Here is an 18,266-nt window from a genome sequence, read left to right as displayed (position 1 = left end):
GTTTTTCCTGCCTGGTTAAGGTGTCCTCACGGCGCGGTCTCGAAATGGCCGGTGCCATGATCCGCCCTTATCCACCCTTGATCCACCCTTGCGCCGGGCCGGCGCCGGGGCGATGCGGATACGTCCCCCGGCAAGGCTGATCAAGGCTCCCGCAAGCGTCTGCTTCAGGGCCGGCCGGCCATTTGCGGGTGCGCGGGCACTTGCGGCAATGGCCTGATCGAGCACGGCCAGGAGGGATTCGACCTTGCCGAGTTCCGCCGGCCCCTCATGCCCGAACGCGTTGATGGCCCGCAGCAGGATCCGCAGCCGGACCTCCTCCGGCAGGGCGGCAAACCCGGAGGCCTCGAAGCTTCGAACGCCGGCCTGCGGCGCATCGCCGCGATCCCGCAAACGGAGGAAGCGCTCGGCTCCATCGGTCAGCACCTCGACGGCCAAATTGGCGCGCGCCAGCCTTGCCGCGAGCCGAGCCAGGCTGCGGGCATCACCGCCCTCCGCCGCGAGCTGCGGCAGCAGCGCACGCAGCCGCGGCCGGGTAAAGGCAGCGTCGTGGTTGGTGGGATCGTCGGCAAAGCCGATCTTCGCCCGCTTCAAGGTCGCGATCAGCTGCGACTTCGGAACATCGAGTAGTGGACGCGCAAGAACGACGCCGTCGCGCTCGGTGAGACGGGCCATCGCCGACAGCCCGGCTAATCCGCTGCCGCGCACAAGCCGCATCAACAGGGTCTCGGCCTGGTCGTCGCGGGTGTGGGCGGTCAGCACGTGGCTCGCACCGGCGAGGCGCGCGGCCTGCACAAGCAGGCGGTAGCGAGCTTCGCGCGCGGCGGCCGGCAGTCCCGTTTTCGGCTTTGCCCCGCGCCAGCGCACGGTCCGGTGCGGCAGGCCAAGCCCGGTTGCGAGACGCTTGACCGCGCGCGCCTCGCGCGCCGCCTCCGGCCGCAAGCCGTGGTCGATGGTGACTACGGTGAGACGCGGGCCGCGCGAAAGGCTGCGATGCCAGCGCGCCGCAAGCCACATCAGCGCCACCGAGTCGGGCCCGCCGGAGACCGCGAGCAGCAGTCCCTGCGCGCCTTTCAGGCCTGCGAAGAGGCGCTTGGCCTCACGCGCCGAGATCGGTGAATTGTCCTCTGACATGACACTGCAATCGTCCGCGGATGGACACTGTTTAGCGCAGCGCCATCCGTCTTGTCAGGATCAATCGCCGCGCCTCAGCACTTCACCCGCTTCTGCTCGCGGTCGACCGCAGCTTTGACGCCGGCGGAAGCGCGCGGATATTTGCGCCCGACTTCACCGAAGGCGGCACACGCCGCCTCCTTCTCCTTCAGCGCCGCCAGCGACTGGCCGAGCCGCAGCAGGGCATCCGGTGCCTTGGCGGATTTGTCGTATTTCGTGGTGACGGCGAGGAAGGCTTCCGCGGAGTCGCGATATTGCTGGCGCTGGAAATAGCTCTCGCCGAGCCAGTATTGCGCGTCACCGAGCAGCGGGTCGCTCGGATATTTCTGCGAGAAATTCTTCATGGTCTGCTCGGCCAGCGCGTAGTCCTTGCGCTGCATGTAGCCGATTCCGAGGTCGAATTCGTCGCGCGGCGTTGCCGAGGGCGGCAGGGTCGCAAGGCCCGTGCCGCCTGATGGCGCGGGAGAGCCGGATGAGACCGGCGGATAGCCGGGCTGCGCAGCCTGAGGCCCGACCGCCTGCGGATAGCGGGGGCCGCTGTTGGCGAGATCAAGCGGTTCGCCGGCGCCACGGCCGCCGGGCGCGCCGCTCGGGGCACCTGCAGGCATCGGTTGCTGCCCGCCGCCGAGCGCGCGCGGCGCACCCGGCGCATTCGGACTCTGGTTCGGGTCGAAGGCATCGCCGCGGCGGCGCGTGCCCGGCGCGCCGGGCGCAGGCTGCTCCTGAACGATCGGTGCCGGAGAGGCGATCTGCGGCTGCTCGTAATTCGGCTGGGCCGCTTGCTGGTGCGGCGGCTGCTGGCGATAGGCCGGCGCGGCTTGTGCGGGCGGCATGGCCGCGACATTGGGCTGGACCGGCGTCTGGCCGGGCGAAGCTTGCGCGCCGCCCTCGAGCGCTCTTAGCCGCTCTTCGAGCTGGCGGTTGCGATATTGCAGCTCTTCGTTCTGACCGGTGAGCTGGCGCAGCTGGTTCTCCAGCCGCTCGATCCGCATCTCGGGATCTGCATCGTCCGATTGTGCGAGGGCGGGCGAGCACAACGAAAGCAGCGCGGCGATCGCCACGGTGCCGGTGAAGACCTTAAATCTGGATGACATCTTGCCCTGACGACGAAAGCGAAATGGCCTGCGACCGAACATTCGACGCGCCACACATTGAAGGGGAGTACGCCAAAACTGTGACTGTAACAAACGGGTTTCTGTCACAGATCGCTGAAACGAAACCGGCGCCCGAGAGGGCGCCGGCATAATCGCTATCTGAAGATGAACGGCGCCTGACCGATCGTCAGGAGCTCGCGTTCAGCACGGTGACGGCGCGGCGGTTCTGCGACCAGCAGGAGATGTCGTTGCAAACGGCCACCGGCCGCTCCTTGCCGTACGAGATCGTGCGCATGCGGTTCGGATCGATGCCGCGCGAGGCGAGGAACGAACGCACCGATTGGGCGCGGCGAGCGCCGAGCGCGATGTTGTATTCGCGGGTGCCGCGTTCGTCGGCATGACCTTCGACGGTGAAGCTGTAGCGCGGATAGCTCTGGAGCCACTGCGCCTGCTTCTCCAGGGTCACGATCGCCTGCGGGGTCAGATCGGTCTGGTCGCTTTCGAAGAACACGCGGTCGCCGACATTGACGACGAAGTCTTGCTGGCTGCCCGGCGTCGCCGCGTTGGCCATCGCATCCGTGGCAGAGTTCTTGTTGGCGCAGGCACCCATCGACAACGCGACGGCAAGCACCGCGGCCAGCTTCAATCCCTGGAGGATGCGCATAGGATGTTTCATTCCGGAGCCTCCACGCTCACGTTTCGTCCACTGCTGTCCGGTCTACAGGGGGTTGGTTAAGCGAACGTTCCGTCAACCTTGATGGAACCTTGCCACAGCCGGTCAAATGCCCCCAACCAGCGAAAAGCAACCGTCATGGTTAATGGGTTGTAAATGTGGCGCGACGGTGAAGGCAAGCCGCAACGACCGGCAAAAACCGCGGCCTTTGCTGGAATTTTAGGCTCGTCGCGTGGGGCCTAGCGGGCAGAACCCGTTGCCGAGACGGCTACGTCCGGGGGCCGCTGCGTGGCCAGCGACACCGGGCGCGCGGCAGCCTGGCGGGGGCTGCTGCGTTGAAACAGCATGCGCCGCTCAAACGCGCTGGAGCGCATGATCGGAAAGCGCGTCAGGACCTTTTCCCGCTGGTTCCGGAAATCGGACGCCATCAGCACGGCCTTCTTGGTGGGCCAGCCCGGAAACCCGCGTGGCTCCGGTGAAATGGTCTCGTGCAGGAAGATGCGACGATAAAACGCCTGGTGGTCGGTCCGGATCATGGCCAGCCCGGTATCGGCGTTGAAATGATCGCAGGCCACAAAGGCCAGCCGCACCGTCAGATAGGGCAGCTCCGGAAAACGCTGGTGCTTTTCGGGATCGGCAACAAACCGGCATGGATCGATGAGAACTTCGCCGCGGTCGAGGCGGGGATGCAGCACGTCGCCAAACACTTCGGTCGTGTAGGACATCCGCCAGTCCGACGTCAGGACGTGAATGCGAACGGAGCTGCAGAGCTCTCCATCGACATAGACCCCGAAATTCCAGGTGTTGGGCGCATCGTCGAAGCGATCGGTTACGCGCCGCGACTCCGACGGCTCGATCAGACCGGCGTGCAGATAGGCCCGGTACCGCATCAAATAGAGGTTGTCTCGGTCCTCGGGAGTTTCGATCAGGCGGTAATCGATGCGGTCAAACAGAGCGGCTCCCCGCGGAAGGAGCACCGTTTGCGGTTCAGCTCCAGACGTCATCCAGTACCCCTACACTCCAAAGCAACTTCTGCGAGTGTGAGGAGATTAATGGTTCATTAACGGAATTGCAAAGGCTTAGAAACGTTAGGGTTAACCTTTGCAGCCCGCAAAAACACGGGCGAACGAGAGCTAAATGCGTTGAAGGAGCGAGGCGGAGAAAGATCAGGCGATCGATCGCGAGGACACCATGACGATGTGGTCCTCAGCCCCGCGGCGGCCATGCGAGGCATTGAGCAATTGGCGAATCCGGACTGCCGGCACCGGCCGGCTGAACAGATAGCCCTGCCCTTCGGTCACGGTGCCGTCGGCGCTGATCAACTCGAGCTGATCATTGGTCTCGATGCCCTCGACCACGACCGCCATGCCGAGATCGGCCGACAGCCGCGCTACGCCGCGCAGCAGCGTCAGCGGCCGGTCGGCATCGATGCCCTCGAGGAAGGAGCGGTCGATCTTCACCTTCTGCATCGGGAAATTGTGCAGGTAGCTGAGGCTCGAATAGCCGGTGCCGAAATCATCCAGCGAAATGCGCACGCCGATCGCATGCAATTGCGACAGGATGTCGTGCGTGAGCTGGGTGTTGCGCAACAGGGAGGATTCGGTGATCTCGATCTCCAGCCGATGCGCCGGGAGCCCCGAAACCTCGAGCGCGTAGCGGATTTCGCTCAAGACGTCGCGCTGGTGGAATTGCTGCGGCGAGAAGTTGACGGCGACGCTGACGCCCTCCGGCCACTTCATGCATTCCATGCAAGCGCGGCGCAGGATCCAGCGGCCGAGATCGACGATCAGCCCCATGTCCTCGGCGACCGGGATGATGTCGATCGGCGAGACCGTGCCGCGCACCGGATGATTCCAGCGCAGCAGCGCCTCGCACGTCGTGATCTTGCCGGATTTCAGATTGACCAGCGGCTGATAGAACAGCTCGAACTCCTCGTTGGCGAGCGCCTTGCGCAGATCGAGCTCGAGGATGCGGCGCGCCTCGACGGTCGCCGCCATCTCGTCGCGGAAGAAGCAGAAGGTGCCGCGGCCGTCGGCCTTGGCCCGGTACAGCGCCATGTCGGCATTCTTGAGCAGCGTGTCTGCGCTGATGCCCTCCGGCAAGGTCAATGCGATGCCGACGCTGGCGCCGATCTCGACCAGATGATTGTCGATGCGGTAACGCTCGCTCAGCCGTTCGACGATCCGGCGCGCCAGCGCAGCGGCGTCCTCGGGCGAGGAGATGTTCTCCTGGAACACGACGAATTCGTCACCGCCGAAGCGGGCGACGAAATCCTCGGGGCGCAGCATCTCGCGCAGACGGTTGGCGACCGCGCACAGGAGCTGGTCGCCGCAGGGATGGCCGAGCGTGTCGTTGACCTGCTTGAACTGGTCGAGGTCGACGAACAGCAGCGCGGACAGGCGCTCGGCGCCGTGCGAGATCGCCAGCAGCCTTTCGATCTCATCGCGGAAATGAACGCGGTTGGGCAGCGCGGTGAGGTCGTCGTAGCGCGCCAGATGCGTGATCTTGGCCTCGGCGCTACGTCGCTCGGTAATGTCCTCGAGCAGCACCACCGCGCCACCGTCAGCCATCGGCTGGACAGTCCAGGACAACGACCGGTTTCGCTGCGTATCGGGATCGGCGGTGATGATCTCCTTGGCTTGCGAACTCTCGATGTCCGCGACGATTCGCTCGCCGCTCCCAGCGGAGATGGATCCCGCGCTCACGCACGCCGCGACGATGTCACGCGCGTTGACCCCGCGCTGCGCGAGACCTTCCGGCAGATTCATCATTGCGCCGAAGCGGTGGTTCATGACCGCCAGCTGTCCGTCGACGCGGAACATGCAGAGGCCGTGCGGCATGTTGTTCAGAGCCGTATCGAACTGGCCGGCGAGCGCGGCTTCACGCTCACGTGCCACGACCGCTCCCATGAAGATTCGATGCAGATTCACCGAGAGCTGCATGATCGCCATCAGGAACGCGGCGCTGACCAGCGCCATCGCGATGTAGTAGGGTGTTCCACGCAGCGCCAAGGCAAGCACGGCCGGGCCGAAGATCAGCACGGCCTGGAGGTGGAAGATCGCAGGCCGGCCATATGCCCTGCCCGCGCCGCCTGCCGCGATTCCGGTCGTGACGGACAAGGCGATCATGTGGGCCACGGCGTCGTCCGTGGCCAACAGGGTGGTGGCGCACCAGATGCCGATCGCAGCCGCCTGGATCTTTGCTCCGATCTGATAGCGCTTCTGCCAGCGTGCGGCCGCCTCGACGGTCATGACCGCGTGACGTGCCTGATAGAGGCGCAGGTCGATCGCCCGCGCGGTCCCGGCCAGGATCAGAAGTGCGACGCACGCCCAGATCAGCGGCTCGCCCGTCCTCAGCGCGGTGAGGGCCGCACCAATCGACACGAAAATGAGTCCCGCCAGCAACGGGCCAGGCGCTTCGAACAGCGAATCGATTTGCGCCGCCGAAGTTTTCGGCGGCCGCTGTTCCGGCTCTCCGCTCTGACTTGCAAACTGCATCTGGTGTTTACGCGCGTCCTGTCTGGAGCGCAGTTTTACCGATCCGGTATGAAGTCTTTCTGAGGGAACATCGTTAAAGTCGAGTTGTTTTGAATGACCAATAGTCGGAATACATCAATAGAAACAAACCCATGGGAAAAGTTTGCCTAGTGCAACCTTAAAGAACAATTATCGCGGGGAAACATCTCGCCAAGTTTTCGGAAAAGGCGCGCGGTCAAATCATCGCGCGCCGGGGGCGGCGGCTAGCCCGATGTCGAGGACAAGAGCGGCGACCATGCCGGGTCGGAGGCGAAGCCCGGCGTCGGCACTTTCAGCTCGTTGCGCCCCGAGATGTCGACGGAGAACAGCGACGGCCCGCCGCTGCCGCCCGGATCGCGGAAGAACATCAGCACGCGGCCGTTCGGCGAGAAGGTCGGACCTTCGTTATGATAGCCGGAGGTGAGAAGCCGTTCGCCGGAGCCGTCCGGCTTCATCACGCCGATCGAAAACTGCCCGCCACCTTGCCTGGTGAAGGCGATGTAATCGCCCCGCGGCGACCACACCGGCGTCGAATAGGTGGCGTTGTTGTCGTCCTTGGAGAAAGAGATGCGCTGCGCCGCTCCGCCGCCCGCGGCCATGACATAGATCTGCGATCTGCCGCCGCGATCGGACTCGAAGCAGATGCGGGTGCCGTCCGGGGAGTAGGAAGGCGAGGTGTCGATCGCGGGCGTGTCGGTGAGGCGCGTGGTCGAGCGCGAGCGCAGATCCATCACGAACAGGTTGGAATTGCCGCCCTGCTGCAGACTCATGATGACGCGCTGGCCGTCCGGCGAGAACCTCGGCGCAAAGGTCATGCCGGGGAAGTTGCCGACGATCTCGCGCTGGCCGGTCTCGATGTTGAACAGGTAGACCTTCGGATCGCCCTGGCCAAATTCCATGTAGGTGATCTCTTGCGAGTTCGGCGAGAAGCGCGGCGTCAGCACGAGGTCGGAGCCGCGGGTCAGATAGCGCACATTGGCGCCGTCCTGGTCCATCATCGCGAGCCGCTTGACGCGGCGCTCTTTCGGCCCGGTCTCGTCAACGAACACCACGCGGCTGTCGAAATAGCCCTTCTCGCCGGTCAGCTTCTCATAGATCTGGTCGGAGATGATGTGGGCGATGCGACGCCAATATTCCGGCGAGGTGAAATATTGTTGGCCGGCGAGCTGCTGGCCCGTGACGACGTCCCACAAGCGGAATTCAGCCTTGAGGCGGCCGTCCGGCTGCCGCGTCATGCGGCCGGTGACGAGGGCCTGCGCGTTCAGGGTCTTCCAGTTCTCGAACTGCGGCGCGACGTCGATGTTGCTGATGCGCTCGATGAAGGCGGCCTGGTCGACCGGCGCAAACAGGCCCGAGCGCTTCAGATTGTTGGTGATGACCTGGGTGACGCCGTTGCCGACGTCACCGTCGGCCGGCGAGCCCGGCACAAAATTGGTGATCGCAATCGGAATCGGCCGAAACTCGGTGGGATCGATGCGGAGCCGTCCCTGCGGCTGCTGGGCCAAGGCTTGTCCGCCCCCCAGCATCGCGAGCGTCGATCCGGTCAGGGTCATGAAGCGGCGGCGGTTCATCGATCGAACGTCATTCATCGCAAAATTCTTTTGTTCGGATGTCACAACATGTCTTTCAGGCCGAAAGTCATCGGAATGAGCTTCCAGCTCTCGTATTGCTGCTTCGGCATGAACGAATAGACCTGACACTGCACGATGGCGCGTCTGGCACTCTCCGCCACCGCCTGTGCGATCGATCGCGACGGTCCCCTCACCGCGACGACGATCGGCTCGGACGCGAGCGATCCGTCGATCTTCATGGGAATGTCGATGTCGGCTTCGTATTGATCCGCATCCTGGCCGTTATAGGTCGGCGTGAAGCAGCGCTTCACCGCCCCCTGGAACGCGCCCCGCCAGGTCGCAATGTTGTTGGCGGCCGTTCCGGTCGTCGATCCCAGCGAGGCCGACGCATTCAGCGTCGAGCCGGCGAGTTCGTGCCGGGTCGCGGCGCGCTTGTCGAGATCGCGCTGGATCTGCGCGGGATCGAAGCTGCGCTCCTTGGGCTTCGGCAGCTGCTGTTGCGGCTGCACCGCCGCGACCTTTTGCTCCGGCGGCTTGGGCGGCGGCTTCTTGGTTTCGAGCTTTTTCTGCAGCTCGGCGATCGGATCTTCCTTGGCCGGGTCAGGCTTTTTTTCCGGCGGCTTCGGTTCTTCCTTGGGCTTCGCCTCAGCGACGGGCTTGGGCGGCTCGGGCTTCTTCTCGACCGGCTTCTCCACGGGTTTTGGCGGCGGCTCCGGCGTCGAGTTGGTCTTGATCAGCTCTTTCTTCTCGGTGACCTTGCCGACAGCGTCTTCCTCGGGCTTGGCTTCCGCGATCTTCTCGACCTTCGGCTTCGGCTCTTTCTTGTCGCCGGTCTTCTGCCCCGACATCATCTGCGCGAGTTGATCGGTGGAGATGATGTCGATCGGCAGCGACTCTTCCGCCGGCACAAAAGCCCTGCTGCTAAAGGTGACGAGCCCCCATCCCAGCACGAGGACGTGGAGGGCAATCGACGCAACGAGTGTCTTGTCGACCTTCACCTTCACGGTTTACCCCTGATCCGCTTCCGTGACGAGCGCCAGCTTCTTGAAGCCTGCGCCGGACAACTGGCCCATGACCTTGGCCACCGTCCCGTAATCCGCCTTCTTGTCGGCACGCAAATAGATGCGTTCCTCGAGCCCGCCGCGCGCGTCCGTGATCGCCTTCAGCTTGGGGATCAGTTCGTTGATCGCGATCTCGGCGTCGTTGATGAACACCTTGCCCTTGATGTCCACCGACATCTGGATCGGCTTCTGGTCGTTGTTTTCGAGGCTCTTGGCCTGGGTCTGCGGCAGGTCGAGCGGCACGCCGACCGTCAACATCGGCGCCGAGACCATGAAGATGATGAGCAGCACCAGCATCACGTCCACCATCGGCGTGACGTTGATTTCGGCCACGACCGGCTTGCGCCGGCCACGGCGCCCACCGCCTCCGGACGAACTCGCAACGTTCATGCCCATGGTCTGGTGCCCAAATTGCCCTTCACACTATACATGCCGTCCGTCAGCCCCGCTCGTCGATCTGGCGCGACAGGATGGCTGAAAATTCATCGGCGAAGCCTTCGAGCCGCTGGGCCTGCCGGTTCACCTCGGAGGTGAACTTATTGTAGAAAATAGTGGCAGGAATGGCGGCGATAAGGCCGACGGCGGTCGCAAACAGCGCCTCCGCGATGCCAGGGGCCACCACCGCCAAAGAGGTGTTTTTCGACGCCGCGATCGACTGGAAGCTCGACATGATGCCCCAGACGGTGCCGAACAGGCCGACGAAGGGGCCTGCGGAGCCGACGGTGGCGAGCACCAGCAGCCGGCGTTCCAGCCGCTCGACCTCGCGGGCGATCGAGACATTCATGACCTTGTCGATGCGCATCTGAAGGCCTGCGACCGAGCGGGCCTGGCTCTCGAACGAACGCTTCCACTCGCGCATCGCGGCGACGAAGCAGGCCGCCATGGAATGTGTCGGCTTGGCCGAGAGCGTGCGATAGAGGTCCTCGATCGACTCGCCGGACCAGAAAGCCTGCTCGAAACGGTCCATCGAGCGGCGGGTGCGGGCAAACAGGAAGATCTTGTCGATGGCGATCGCCCAGACCCAGACCGAGCAGGCGAGAAGCCCCAGCATCACCGCTTTCACGATCCAGTGAGCCTGCCAGAACAGCGCGATCAGCGACACGTCCGCGGAAGCGGCAACCGGAAGGGCTGACTGAGCCACGTCGGCCGGATTCATAAGCAGTATCCTCTCAAGGCGATCGTTACCTGATGTCCCGACCTAATGTCCCGGCCAGCAAATGGCCGCCGGTTCCCCAATAGCCGCGCTAGAACCGGCGCGGCCGGCAAGCCCGCTCAAAGCCTTGTCTTTCTGGGGTGCAGGGCTCGTCCAAAGCCGGCCGCCTGCATTCCCTGCCAAGATGTCAAAACTATGGGCCCGACCCCAAGGCTCAGACTTCAGGCTTTGGGCGCGCGATTGTCCGCAATTACCAGAGCCCGGCGATGGTTAATGCTGGGTTACCGCAGACGAATTTGAGTGCGGGAAAGGGAGGTCGCACAGGGGGATGGGAGGCGCGGCGGGCGGGCCGTGTTCCCGACGGGACGGTGCGCTGCGCCCGGGACAGCAGAGTTCCGCTTTCCCGTGCGCATCAGGAGCGGAGCCCGCTATCCCGGTCAGAGGAACCAGCCTCCGTCCGAAAAATTGTCTGGAAAATCACTTCTCGCGAGGTTTTGCCATGAGCATCAACCCCAAGACGACCGCCGCGGTCGGCGATCATCCGCTCCACCCCATGATCATCCCGTTCCCCGTCGCCTTCCTGGTCGGCGCGCCCATCGCCGATCTCGCCTTCATCGGCACCGGTGACGGCTTTTGGGCCAGAGCCGCGATCTGGCTGATCGGCGCCGGTATTGTGATGGCGCTCGTTGCGGCCGTGGCCGGCTTCACCGACTTCTTCAGCGATGCCCGCATCCGCAGCCTCAATGACGCCTGGTATCACATGATCGGCAATCTCGTAGCCGTCGTGCTGGCCCTGATCAATTTCTACCTCCGCTACGCGCAAGGCGCGGAAGCTGCAATCAAGCCGTGGGGCGTGGCGCTGTCCCTGGTCGTGGTCGGCATTCTGCTTTTCACGGGCTGGAAGGGCTGGGAGTTGGTCTACCGGCATCACGTCGCGGTGCTGGACGCGCCGGGCCAGACCAGTTCGGAGCCGGTCAGCCCGCGTCATGGCGGCGAGAGCCGCCGCCGCGCCGCGTGAACGAGGAGCACGTCGCCTGATGACGTGACGGCGAGTCAGGCCGCGGAAGCGGGCTCTGGGCAATTGGTCAGCCGCGCCGGATTGCCGATTGCGGTGCAGCCCCGGGGCACGTCGCTCGTCACGACGGTGTCGGCGCCGATCTTTGCAAAATCGCCGATTCTGACGTTGCCGAGAATTGTCGCGCCGGAGCCGATGAACACGCCGCGACCAATGCGAGGCGAGCGCGCCGGCAGTTCCGTGCCACGACCGATGCTGACGTTCTGAAGGATGGTGGCCTCGTCGCCGATCACCACATCGGCACCGATCACGATGCCGGTGGCGTGGTCGAGATACACCGACGATCCCAAGCTCGCCGCCGGATGAATGCTGACCTGCAGGACGTTCGACGCCTCGTTCTGAAACAGCAGCGCCGCGTCACCACGGTCGTGATGCCAGAGCCAGTTCGAGACGCGCCACGCCTGCAAGGCGACGTAGCCCTTCAAGTGCAGCAGCGGCGCCAACACTCCGCTGATGGCGGGATCGCCAAGCACGATGGCCTGCAAGTCGCGGCCGGCCGCCTCGATCAGATCCGGCTGACCATTGAAGGCGTCGCGGGAAAATGTCGTGAAGCGCGCGCGTTCGACCTCGCTGTCGCCAAGCCGGCGTCCGATCAGGTCGGACAGTGCGGCGGTAAAATCGTCATGGACGAGGATGAGTCCGACAAGAGCCTTGCCGAATATGGCGTCGGCTGCCGCGGTGCGCTGCGCCTCGTCGCGGATCTTCTGCCAGAGGGTTTCGCTCGCCATCATCGCCGCTTCCGCCATCGTTGCTGCCTGCGGTATTTTGACGCTTCCTTTTCACTGTCGGCTATAGGCCGTCGGCAGCCCGCGCGCCACGCACCCCGTGAGGCTACGAGCTTGCATGCCAAGCAGTCGGGATCATATATATGGAGGCAGCCGAGTTCCGCCCGTAGCTATGGTCTCAGGTTCGTGCTGCCGCGCTGGCCCGGGTTGCTCAGGCAAAGCATCTCGTTCAAAGCCCCGCAGTGGTCCGCCATCCCCGGGATTGTCGCACACAGCGGCCCTCAGTGCTGCCGAAGCGAATCCCGAATCCCCGTCCTCCAAGGTCACGCCAATACATGTCGCCCAACGCCCCCGCTGACGACCAACACGACGACATCATGTATCCCTCCGCCCTGCCGTTCCTGCTGGTCCATCTCGGCTGCATTGCTGCGATCTGGACCGGCGTTACCTGGCAGGCCATCGCGATCTGCGCCTCACTCTATGTCGTCCGTATGTTTGCGATCGGAGCAGGCTACCACCGCTATTTCTCCCATCGGGCTTTTGCGACCGGTCGAGTGTTTCAGTTCATCCTGGCCTGGCTTGCGCAAAGCACCGCGCAGAAAAGCGTTTTGTGGTGGGCGGCCAAGCATCGACATCATCATCTGCATTCCGATACCGAAGACGACGTGCATTCGCCGCGTCATCGAGGCTTCCTCTACAGTCATCTCGGCTGGATTTTTTACAGGGAGCACGATGGCACCGACCTCGTGAAAGTCGGAGATTTCGCCGCCTATCCGGAGTTGATGTGGCTGCATCGCCTGGAACTCCTGCCAGCCGTCACGCTGGCTGCGCTCTGCTTCCTGGTTGGCGGATGGTCCGGTCTCGTCGTCGGCTTCCTGTGGAGCACCGTGCTGGTCTATCACGCGACCTTCTGCATCAATTCCCTCGCCCACGTGCATGGACGCAAGCGGTACGTGACCGGCGATGATTCACGCAACAATTGGCTGCTGGCCTTGTTCACTCTCGGTGAGGGCTGGCACAACAATCACCACGCCTACCAGAGCAGCGTGCGGCAGGGTTTTCGCTGGTGGGAAATCGACGTCACCTATTACATCCTGAAGGTGCTGTCCTGGTTCGGCATCGTCTGGAACATGAAGTCGCCACCCGAGCAGGTGCTGCGCAACGAGCAGCCGCTTGGCGCACGCGTCATCAACCGGGCGGCCCGCGAGCTTGCCGGACGGTTCGATGCGCAGACCCTGGCGCATGCGATTTCGTCGGCGCTCCGCCGAGCCGATTTGGCCCAGTTGCAACTGCCGACGCTGCACGACATCCTGAGTCGCGCGCACGAAGGTGTCGATGCACTGACGCATCTGCATTTGCCGAAGATTCCGACCCGCGACGAGTTTCTCGCCGAGGCCAAGGCGATGTTTGCGCGAACGCGATCACTGAACGAGATCGTGGACTATGCCTACGAACACTTCCTGGAGTCGGTTCGCGCGCAGCTCGCCACGGCGCGCTGACCAAGTCTCTCTGGACCAGGACTTTCCAGATCAAGACTTTTCCAAACCAAGGCAATCCGGACGGTCGCGGCAGCCTGACGCGCATTCCCAAAATCAAACCGCCCGCCTGCGGGTTGCGCAGGCGGGCGGCTCGGGGCCATCAGGACTTTGGGGGCATGCGCCTGACGGCTTTGAGAGGCGTCAGTCCCGAGATCAAGCTTGAGATCAACCTTGCTGCTGGTCGGTCGGCGGCGGGGTCGGGCGTGTCTTGTGTTGCGCCATGAACTGGTCGAACTCTTCCTTGTCCTTGGCGTGACGCAGACGGTCGAGGAAGTTCTTGAACTCGACCTGCTCCTCCTCGAGCCGCTGCAATGTCTCGGTGCGGTACTCGTCAAAGGCGCGGTTGCCGCTCGAGGGCGGACCGAAGCCAAAGCCGAAACCGTGGCGCTCCATGCGGCCGCGCATACGATCCATCTTGTACTGCATCCGCTCCATCTTGTTCTGCCAGCGATCCTGGTTGCTCCAGCACGACATTCTTCTGCTCCCGAGTGTGAAAAAGAGAAGGGCAAGTCCGATCGGCCACCAGATGATGAAGCCGAGGATGGTCACGGCGATCCAGCCGGGATGCCAGGGCGTATTGAGCATGTGGGGGCGCTCGTATTGTTGGTCCGAAGGGCCGCGCCATCGATTGACATCAGCGGTGTAGGCCATTTCCCTCTCCATGACGGCATCAGCGCCGTTGTGAATGTAAATAACATTTACATAGGTAGATCATCCCGCGGTTTTGTCAAGCCGACCGCCTGACAGGGCGGGGCAATTATTTGGGTAACTTTATTTCGGCTTGCCCCAGGGACCACCGGGCGGCACGCCTGAACCGGAGGATGCCTCCGGCGGCACCGGCGGCGGCTCGGCGCTTTTCGCCGGGGGACGGCGATCGGTCGGGAAGCCGAGACCGCGCAGATAGATCAGCACCTCAGCTTCGAGCAGCTCGTCCGGCGACATCGGCAGCTTTCGACGCGCGGCGTCACCGCGGGAGAACAGCGAGGCCACGCCATGCGCCATGGACCAGATGTGCAGCGCCATCATCATCGCCGGCGGCCGCGGCGTGCCCGGCGGCGCCAGCGCGGCAAGCCGCTCCGCCGCGGCACGAATGATGTTGAAAGCACGCTCGCTGGCCGCCTGGAGCGCCGGATTGGCATCCACCGGGAGGCCAGATTCGAACATCGCGTTGTAGAACGCGGGCTCCTCGCGGGCGAAGGCGAGATAGGCCCTGCCGACACGCTCGAACGCCGTGACGGTGTCGGGCCGTCCGTCGTCCCAAGCCGCGGTCAGGCGCGATTCAAACTGCTCGAAGCCGCGCTGCGCGATCGAGGACAGCAGTTCTTCACGGTCGCGAAAATGCCGGTACGGCGCCGCCGCACTGACGCCGGCCATGCGCGCGGCATCGGCAAAGGTGAAGCCGGCCGCGCCCTTCTCGGCGATCAATCCGAGGGCGGCCTGCAACAGGGCTTCCTTCAGATTGCCGTGGTGATAGCCGCGCTCGGCGCGGCGCGTCTCCTTGCGCCAGCTCATGTGAACGACCTTTACATGAGCCGGCGGTGAAGGTCACTAGCGGCGACGGGTTGATCAGCCCGTATTCTTCCCGGTCCGGCGAGGCGGCCCGAGATCCTAGCCGCCAGGGATCGGCAGCACCGGCATGATCTCGACGCGTTCGCCGGGGAAGATCGTGAAGTGCGGGTGGTTCTCGAACATCTTCGCCGCGGCTTCATGGGACGCTGCGCGCACCACGGTGAAGGCGCCCATCTCGTTGGCGATGTCGGCGATGCCCTTGCCGTCGACCTTCTTGGTCTTGCCGAGCGGGCCGCCCATGGCCTCGATCGCGCCCTGGTGCTTTTCGACCCAGCCTTTCCACGCCGCCATGCCCTCCTGCTCTTTCGCCTTGCGCTCGGCCTCGGGCATCGCATTCCATGCGGTCCATTTGGAACTGGTCTTGCTGCCGAGGAAAACGGCGAGATAGGTGTCGGTGCTCATCGGTTCTCTCCTTTGGTGATGGATAGACGAAGCTGCGGCTATTTCTTCAGGTCGCCGAAACCGGCGGCCTCCCGCACGTCAGGCGGGAAGTCGCTCATCTCCTGCACCTGACGGATCTCGATGATTTCGTTCGGTGCGGCCGGACACCGCCTGGCCCAGGCGATCGCCTCGGCACGCGAGGCAACCTCGATCATCCAGTAGCCGCCCAGGACCTCCTTGGCCTCGGCGAACGGACCATCGGTCACGATGGGCTTGCCGGCCGCAAACGAGACGCGCGCGCCCATCGAGGGCGGGTGCAGGCCGTCGAGCGTGATCAGCACGCCGGCGTCCTTCAGCGCCTCGTTGTAGCGCATCATCGCAGCGACCCGCTCGGGATCGAGTTGAACGTCGGGCGCCGCGGTCTCGTAGCCGAGCGGGATCATCAGCATCATGAATCGCATGAGCACTCCTTGCGTGCTTTTTCGTTCGGGTTGCGCGCCGAGGCGCCACTCCGGATGGGCGGAGCGACGGCCCGGGCCGCCCACCCTCACCTCCAAGACGAAGGAACCTTGACGAAACCGACAGGTGACGAAAATTATTCTGGCGATTATTGGCTGGCCCTAGCGCGCCTGCGGCAGGAAACGCCCGTCCTGCCGGGCAGCGCCGAAATAGACGTCGATGCAGCGAATCTTGCCGCCGGCGAAGGTGAAGAACTCGGTGTTGCGAAAGCTCCTGCCATCTGTCGCCAGGCAGAGATAGGTGACGAAGGCCTCGTCGCCTTGGACGAAAATCCGCTCGATGTCGTGCCGCGCAATCCAGCCGGTGTCCCTCCAGCAACGCTCGAAATAAGCCGCCTTGTCGAGATCGTCGTCGAACGGGCTGGTGAAGCGAAAATCGTCCGCCAACGCGTCGGCGACCCGTTGCCGGTCGTTGCCGAGATAAGCGGCGAAAAGGTCTCGAATCTGGCGCTCGTGGTTGGACATTGCGGATCTCCCTGGCAATGATCCCCTGGAAGACGATCCATCGAGGACCGTCCCGACATCGTGCCTTCGAGTTAAGGCCTTCCTCGTCGGGACGAAAGCGAAGTAAAAAGAGGCTCGCGTTTGCGCGACCCAATCTTTCATAAGGACCGATCAGCCAATGCCCCCTACCCCGCACCGCGTTGCCCTCGTCACCGGAGCCGCGCGTGGCATCGGGCTTGCGACCGCGAAGAAGTTTTTGAGCGAGGGCTGGCGGGTGGCGTTGATCGACATCGAGGGCGAGTTGCTCGGCTGCGCGGTCGCCGAGATCGGCCGGGACGAGGCCACGCTGGCGTTGACCTGCGACGTCTCGGACGCAGCCGCGGTTGCCGCCGCGATGACGACGGTCGAACAGCGGTTTGGCCGGCTCGATGCGCTCGTCAATAATGCCGGCGTTGCCGTGTTCGCGCCGCTGATGGAGACGTCGGAGACCGATTGGCGGCGCGTGCTCGAGGTCAACCTCACCGGCCCGTTCCTCTGCACCAAGGCGGCGGTGCCGCTGATGCGCGACGGCAATGGCGGCGCCATCGTCAACATCACCTCGATCTCGGCAGTGCGCGCCTCGACGCTGCGCTCGGCCTACGGCACCAGCAAGGCCGGCCTCGCGCACCTTACCAAGCAGCTCGCGGTTGAGCTCGCGTCCCTCAACATCCGCGTCAACGCGGTCGCGCCGGGACCGGTCGACACCGCGATGGCGAAGCAGGTGCACACCAGCGAGATCCGCGCCGATTATCACGACGCCATTCCGCTCAACCGCTACGGCCTGGAAGAGGAACTCGCCGAAGCCATCTACTTCCTGTGCTCGGAACGATCGAGCTACATCACCGGACAAATTTTGGCCGTCGATGGCGGCTTCGATGCGGCAGGCATCGGCCTGCCGACGCTGCGCGGCGAGCGGAGGAACGGGTAGGCACCGCGTAGGTTGGCCTAGCGAAGCGTTACCACCTCTTCTCGTCGGCCTATCCTACGGACTCGAATTCGCGGAGGCTTCATGCGGCGCGTCACCTTTCTCAGGGCCCTGATCCTCGCATCCGCGCTGCTCGCCGCCACACCTGCCTCGGCCGAAATCCGCATCATCCAGTCGCCCGGTGGACAGGTCGGGCCGTTCCTCGATTTGTTCGAGAAGGTGCGCGAGAGCGGCGAGCGCGTGGTGATCGACGGTCCCTGCCTGTCCGCCTGCACACTGGTACTGAGCATCGTGCCGGGCGAGCGGATTTGTGTGACAAAACGCGCCGTGCTCGGCTTCCATGCGGCGCGCTCGGTCGATCGGCGCGGACGCTTCTACGCCGAGCCGGAAGCATCCGATGCGGTGCTTGCGGCCTATCCCGGCCCGGTGCGCGACTGGATCAGTCGCCGCGGCGGCCTCTCGTCGCGGTTGCTTCTGCTGAAGGGACGCGACCTCGCCGCGATCTATCCGCGCTGCCGGTGATGATCGACGGACGCGAGTGCCCGGCAAAATTGCGCCGGTCACCTGCTTCGAGAGCTCTAGTAAAAACTCTGGATCAACTCGGTCAATTCCATGCTCGCGCAGATGAGCATACCCCAAAGTGCAAAGTTGATCTGCAGCGCCGCCGCCATCGGTCGCTCCCCTTCCAAGTCCGCCCGCCCCAGTTTTTAGAATTTATGACGGAATAAATAACGATTCTGTCCCGGAGTTCACAGCCTAATATTGCGCCAGTTGTTGTGCGATGCGGTCCGCATCATTTCACGAAGCGGCCTCAC

General features: G+C 64.0%; 19 protein-coding genes. 4 read left to right on the top strand and 15 right to left on the bottom strand.

Annotated features, from left to right (window positions below; genetic code table 11):
- Nucleotides 1-15: 15 nt before the first annotated feature.
- The 9 genes from tilS to tolQ form a co-directional block, all read right to left on the bottom strand.
- Nucleotides 16-1,131: a tRNA lysidine(34) synthetase TilS gene (tilS, locus tag IVB07_RS07120; RefSeq protein WP_018453796.1), complete on the bottom strand. Its 1,116-nt coding sequence runs from the start codon at nucleotides 1,129-1,131 to the stop codon at nucleotides 16-18.
- Nucleotides 1,132-1,205: 74 nt separating this feature from the next.
- On the bottom strand, nucleotides 1,206-2,264 hold the full coding sequence (gene ybgF / locus IVB07_RS07115) for a tol-pal system protein YbgF (RefSeq protein ID WP_018453795.1): 1,059 nt from the start codon (nucleotides 2,262-2,264) through the stop codon (nucleotides 1,206-1,208).
- Between the two features lie 187 nt (nucleotides 2,265-2,451).
- A complete protein-coding gene (pal, locus tag IVB07_RS07110) occupies nucleotides 2,452-2,940 on the bottom strand; it encodes a peptidoglycan-associated lipoprotein Pal (RefSeq protein WP_026232595.1) in 489 nt (162 codons plus the stop codon).
- A gap of 236 nt (nucleotides 2,941-3,176) precedes the next feature.
- A complete protein-coding gene (locus tag IVB07_RS07105; RefSeq protein ID WP_026232594.1) occupies nucleotides 3,177-3,941 on the bottom strand; it encodes a hypothetical protein in 765 nt (254 codons plus the stop codon).
- 162 nt (nucleotides 3,942-4,103) lie between these two features.
- Nucleotides 4,104-6,434, bottom strand: a complete 2,331-nt coding sequence (locus IVB07_RS07100; protein WP_018453792.1) for an EAL domain-containing protein — start codon at nucleotides 6,432-6,434, stop codon at nucleotides 4,104-4,106.
- A gap of 242 nt (nucleotides 6,435-6,676) precedes the next feature.
- Nucleotides 6,677-8,023 carry a Tol-Pal system beta propeller repeat protein TolB gene (gene tolB / locus IVB07_RS07095; protein WP_026232593.1) on the bottom strand — a complete coding sequence of 449 codons (1,347 nt, stop codon included), beginning with the start codon at nucleotides 8,021-8,023 and terminating at the stop codon, nucleotides 6,677-6,679.
- 41 nt (nucleotides 8,024-8,064) lie between these two features.
- A complete protein-coding gene (locus IVB07_RS07090) occupies nucleotides 8,065-9,027 on the bottom strand; it encodes a hypothetical protein (protein WP_018453790.1) in 963 nt (320 codons plus the stop codon).
- A 3-nt stretch (nucleotides 9,028-9,030) separates the two neighbouring features.
- On the bottom strand, nucleotides 9,031-9,480 hold the full coding sequence (gene tolR, locus IVB07_RS07085; protein WP_018453789.1) for a protein TolR: 450 nt from the start codon (nucleotides 9,478-9,480) through the stop codon (nucleotides 9,031-9,033).
- 43 nt (nucleotides 9,481-9,523) lie between these two features.
- The gene (tolQ, locus tag IVB07_RS07080; protein WP_007596319.1) at nucleotides 9,524-10,240 is read right to left on the bottom strand and encodes a protein TolQ; all 717 of its coding nucleotides are present in this window, start codon (nucleotides 10,238-10,240) and stop codon (nucleotides 9,524-9,526) included.
- 496 nt (nucleotides 10,241-10,736) lie between these two features.
- On the opposite strand from tolQ, the gene IVB07_RS07075 reads away from it, so the two are divergent.
- On the top strand, nucleotides 10,737-11,255 hold the full coding sequence (locus tag IVB07_RS07075; protein ID WP_018453788.1) for a DUF2231 domain-containing protein: 519 nt from the start codon (nucleotides 10,737-10,739) through the stop codon (nucleotides 11,253-11,255).
- Nucleotides 11,256-11,290: 35 nt separating this feature from the next.
- Here the strand turns inward: IVB07_RS07075 and IVB07_RS07070 are convergent, their stop codons facing one another.
- Entirely contained in the window at nucleotides 11,291-12,058 is a 768-nt protein-coding gene (locus IVB07_RS07070; RefSeq protein WP_085348906.1) for a serine acetyltransferase, read from the bottom strand.
- Between the two features lie 314 nt (nucleotides 12,059-12,372).
- Between IVB07_RS07070 and IVB07_RS07065 the strand changes: the two genes are divergently transcribed.
- Entirely contained in the window at nucleotides 12,373-13,536 is a 1,164-nt protein-coding gene (locus IVB07_RS07065) for an acyl-CoA desaturase (protein ID WP_018453786.1), read from the top strand.
- 204 nt (nucleotides 13,537-13,740) lie between these two features.
- Here IVB07_RS07065 and IVB07_RS07060 read toward each other — a convergent pair whose 3' ends face one another.
- The 5 genes from IVB07_RS07060 to IVB07_RS07040 form a co-directional block, all read right to left on the bottom strand.
- Entirely contained in the window at nucleotides 13,741-14,226 is a 486-nt protein-coding gene (locus IVB07_RS07060) for a DUF2852 domain-containing protein (protein WP_018453785.1), read from the bottom strand.
- A 120-nt stretch (nucleotides 14,227-14,346) separates the two neighbouring features.
- Nucleotides 14,347-15,087: a TetR/AcrR family transcriptional regulator gene (locus IVB07_RS07055; protein WP_085348908.1), complete on the bottom strand. Its 741-nt coding sequence runs from the start codon at nucleotides 15,085-15,087 to the stop codon at nucleotides 14,347-14,349.
- Nucleotides 15,088-15,183: 96 nt separating this feature from the next.
- The gene (locus IVB07_RS07050; protein WP_085394687.1) at nucleotides 15,184-15,546 is read right to left on the bottom strand and encodes a YciI family protein; all 363 of its coding nucleotides are present in this window, start codon (nucleotides 15,544-15,546) and stop codon (nucleotides 15,184-15,186) included.
- Nucleotides 15,547-15,584: 38 nt separating this feature from the next.
- Nucleotides 15,585-15,986: a YciI family protein gene (locus IVB07_RS07045; protein ID WP_247294054.1), complete on the bottom strand. Its 402-nt coding sequence runs from the start codon at nucleotides 15,984-15,986 to the stop codon at nucleotides 15,585-15,587.
- Between the two features lie 159 nt (nucleotides 15,987-16,145).
- The gene (locus IVB07_RS07040; RefSeq protein WP_018453781.1) at nucleotides 16,146-16,508 is read right to left on the bottom strand and encodes a nuclear transport factor 2 family protein; all 363 of its coding nucleotides are present in this window, start codon (nucleotides 16,506-16,508) and stop codon (nucleotides 16,146-16,148) included.
- A gap of 157 nt (nucleotides 16,509-16,665) precedes the next feature.
- Between IVB07_RS07040 and IVB07_RS07035 the strand changes: the two genes are divergently transcribed.
- Together IVB07_RS07035 and IVB07_RS07030 are read left to right on the top strand one after the other, a co-directional pair.
- Nucleotides 16,666-17,454 carry an SDR family oxidoreductase gene (locus tag IVB07_RS07035; RefSeq protein ID WP_018453780.1) on the top strand — a complete coding sequence of 263 codons (789 nt, stop codon included), beginning with the start codon at nucleotides 16,666-16,668 and terminating at the stop codon, nucleotides 17,452-17,454.
- A gap of 81 nt (nucleotides 17,455-17,535) precedes the next feature.
- Complete coding sequence (locus IVB07_RS07030) at nucleotides 17,536-17,973, top strand: hypothetical protein (RefSeq protein WP_018453779.1); 438 nt, start codon at nucleotides 17,536-17,538, stop codon at nucleotides 17,971-17,973.
- Nucleotides 17,974-18,266 lie beyond the last annotated feature (293 nt).

The organism is Bradyrhizobium sp. 172, assembly GCF_023101065.1.
Classification (GTDB): domain Bacteria; phylum Pseudomonadota; class Alphaproteobacteria; order Rhizobiales; family Xanthobacteraceae; genus Bradyrhizobium; species Bradyrhizobium canariense_D.
This window is presented reverse-complemented; position numbering and strand designations above follow the sequence as displayed.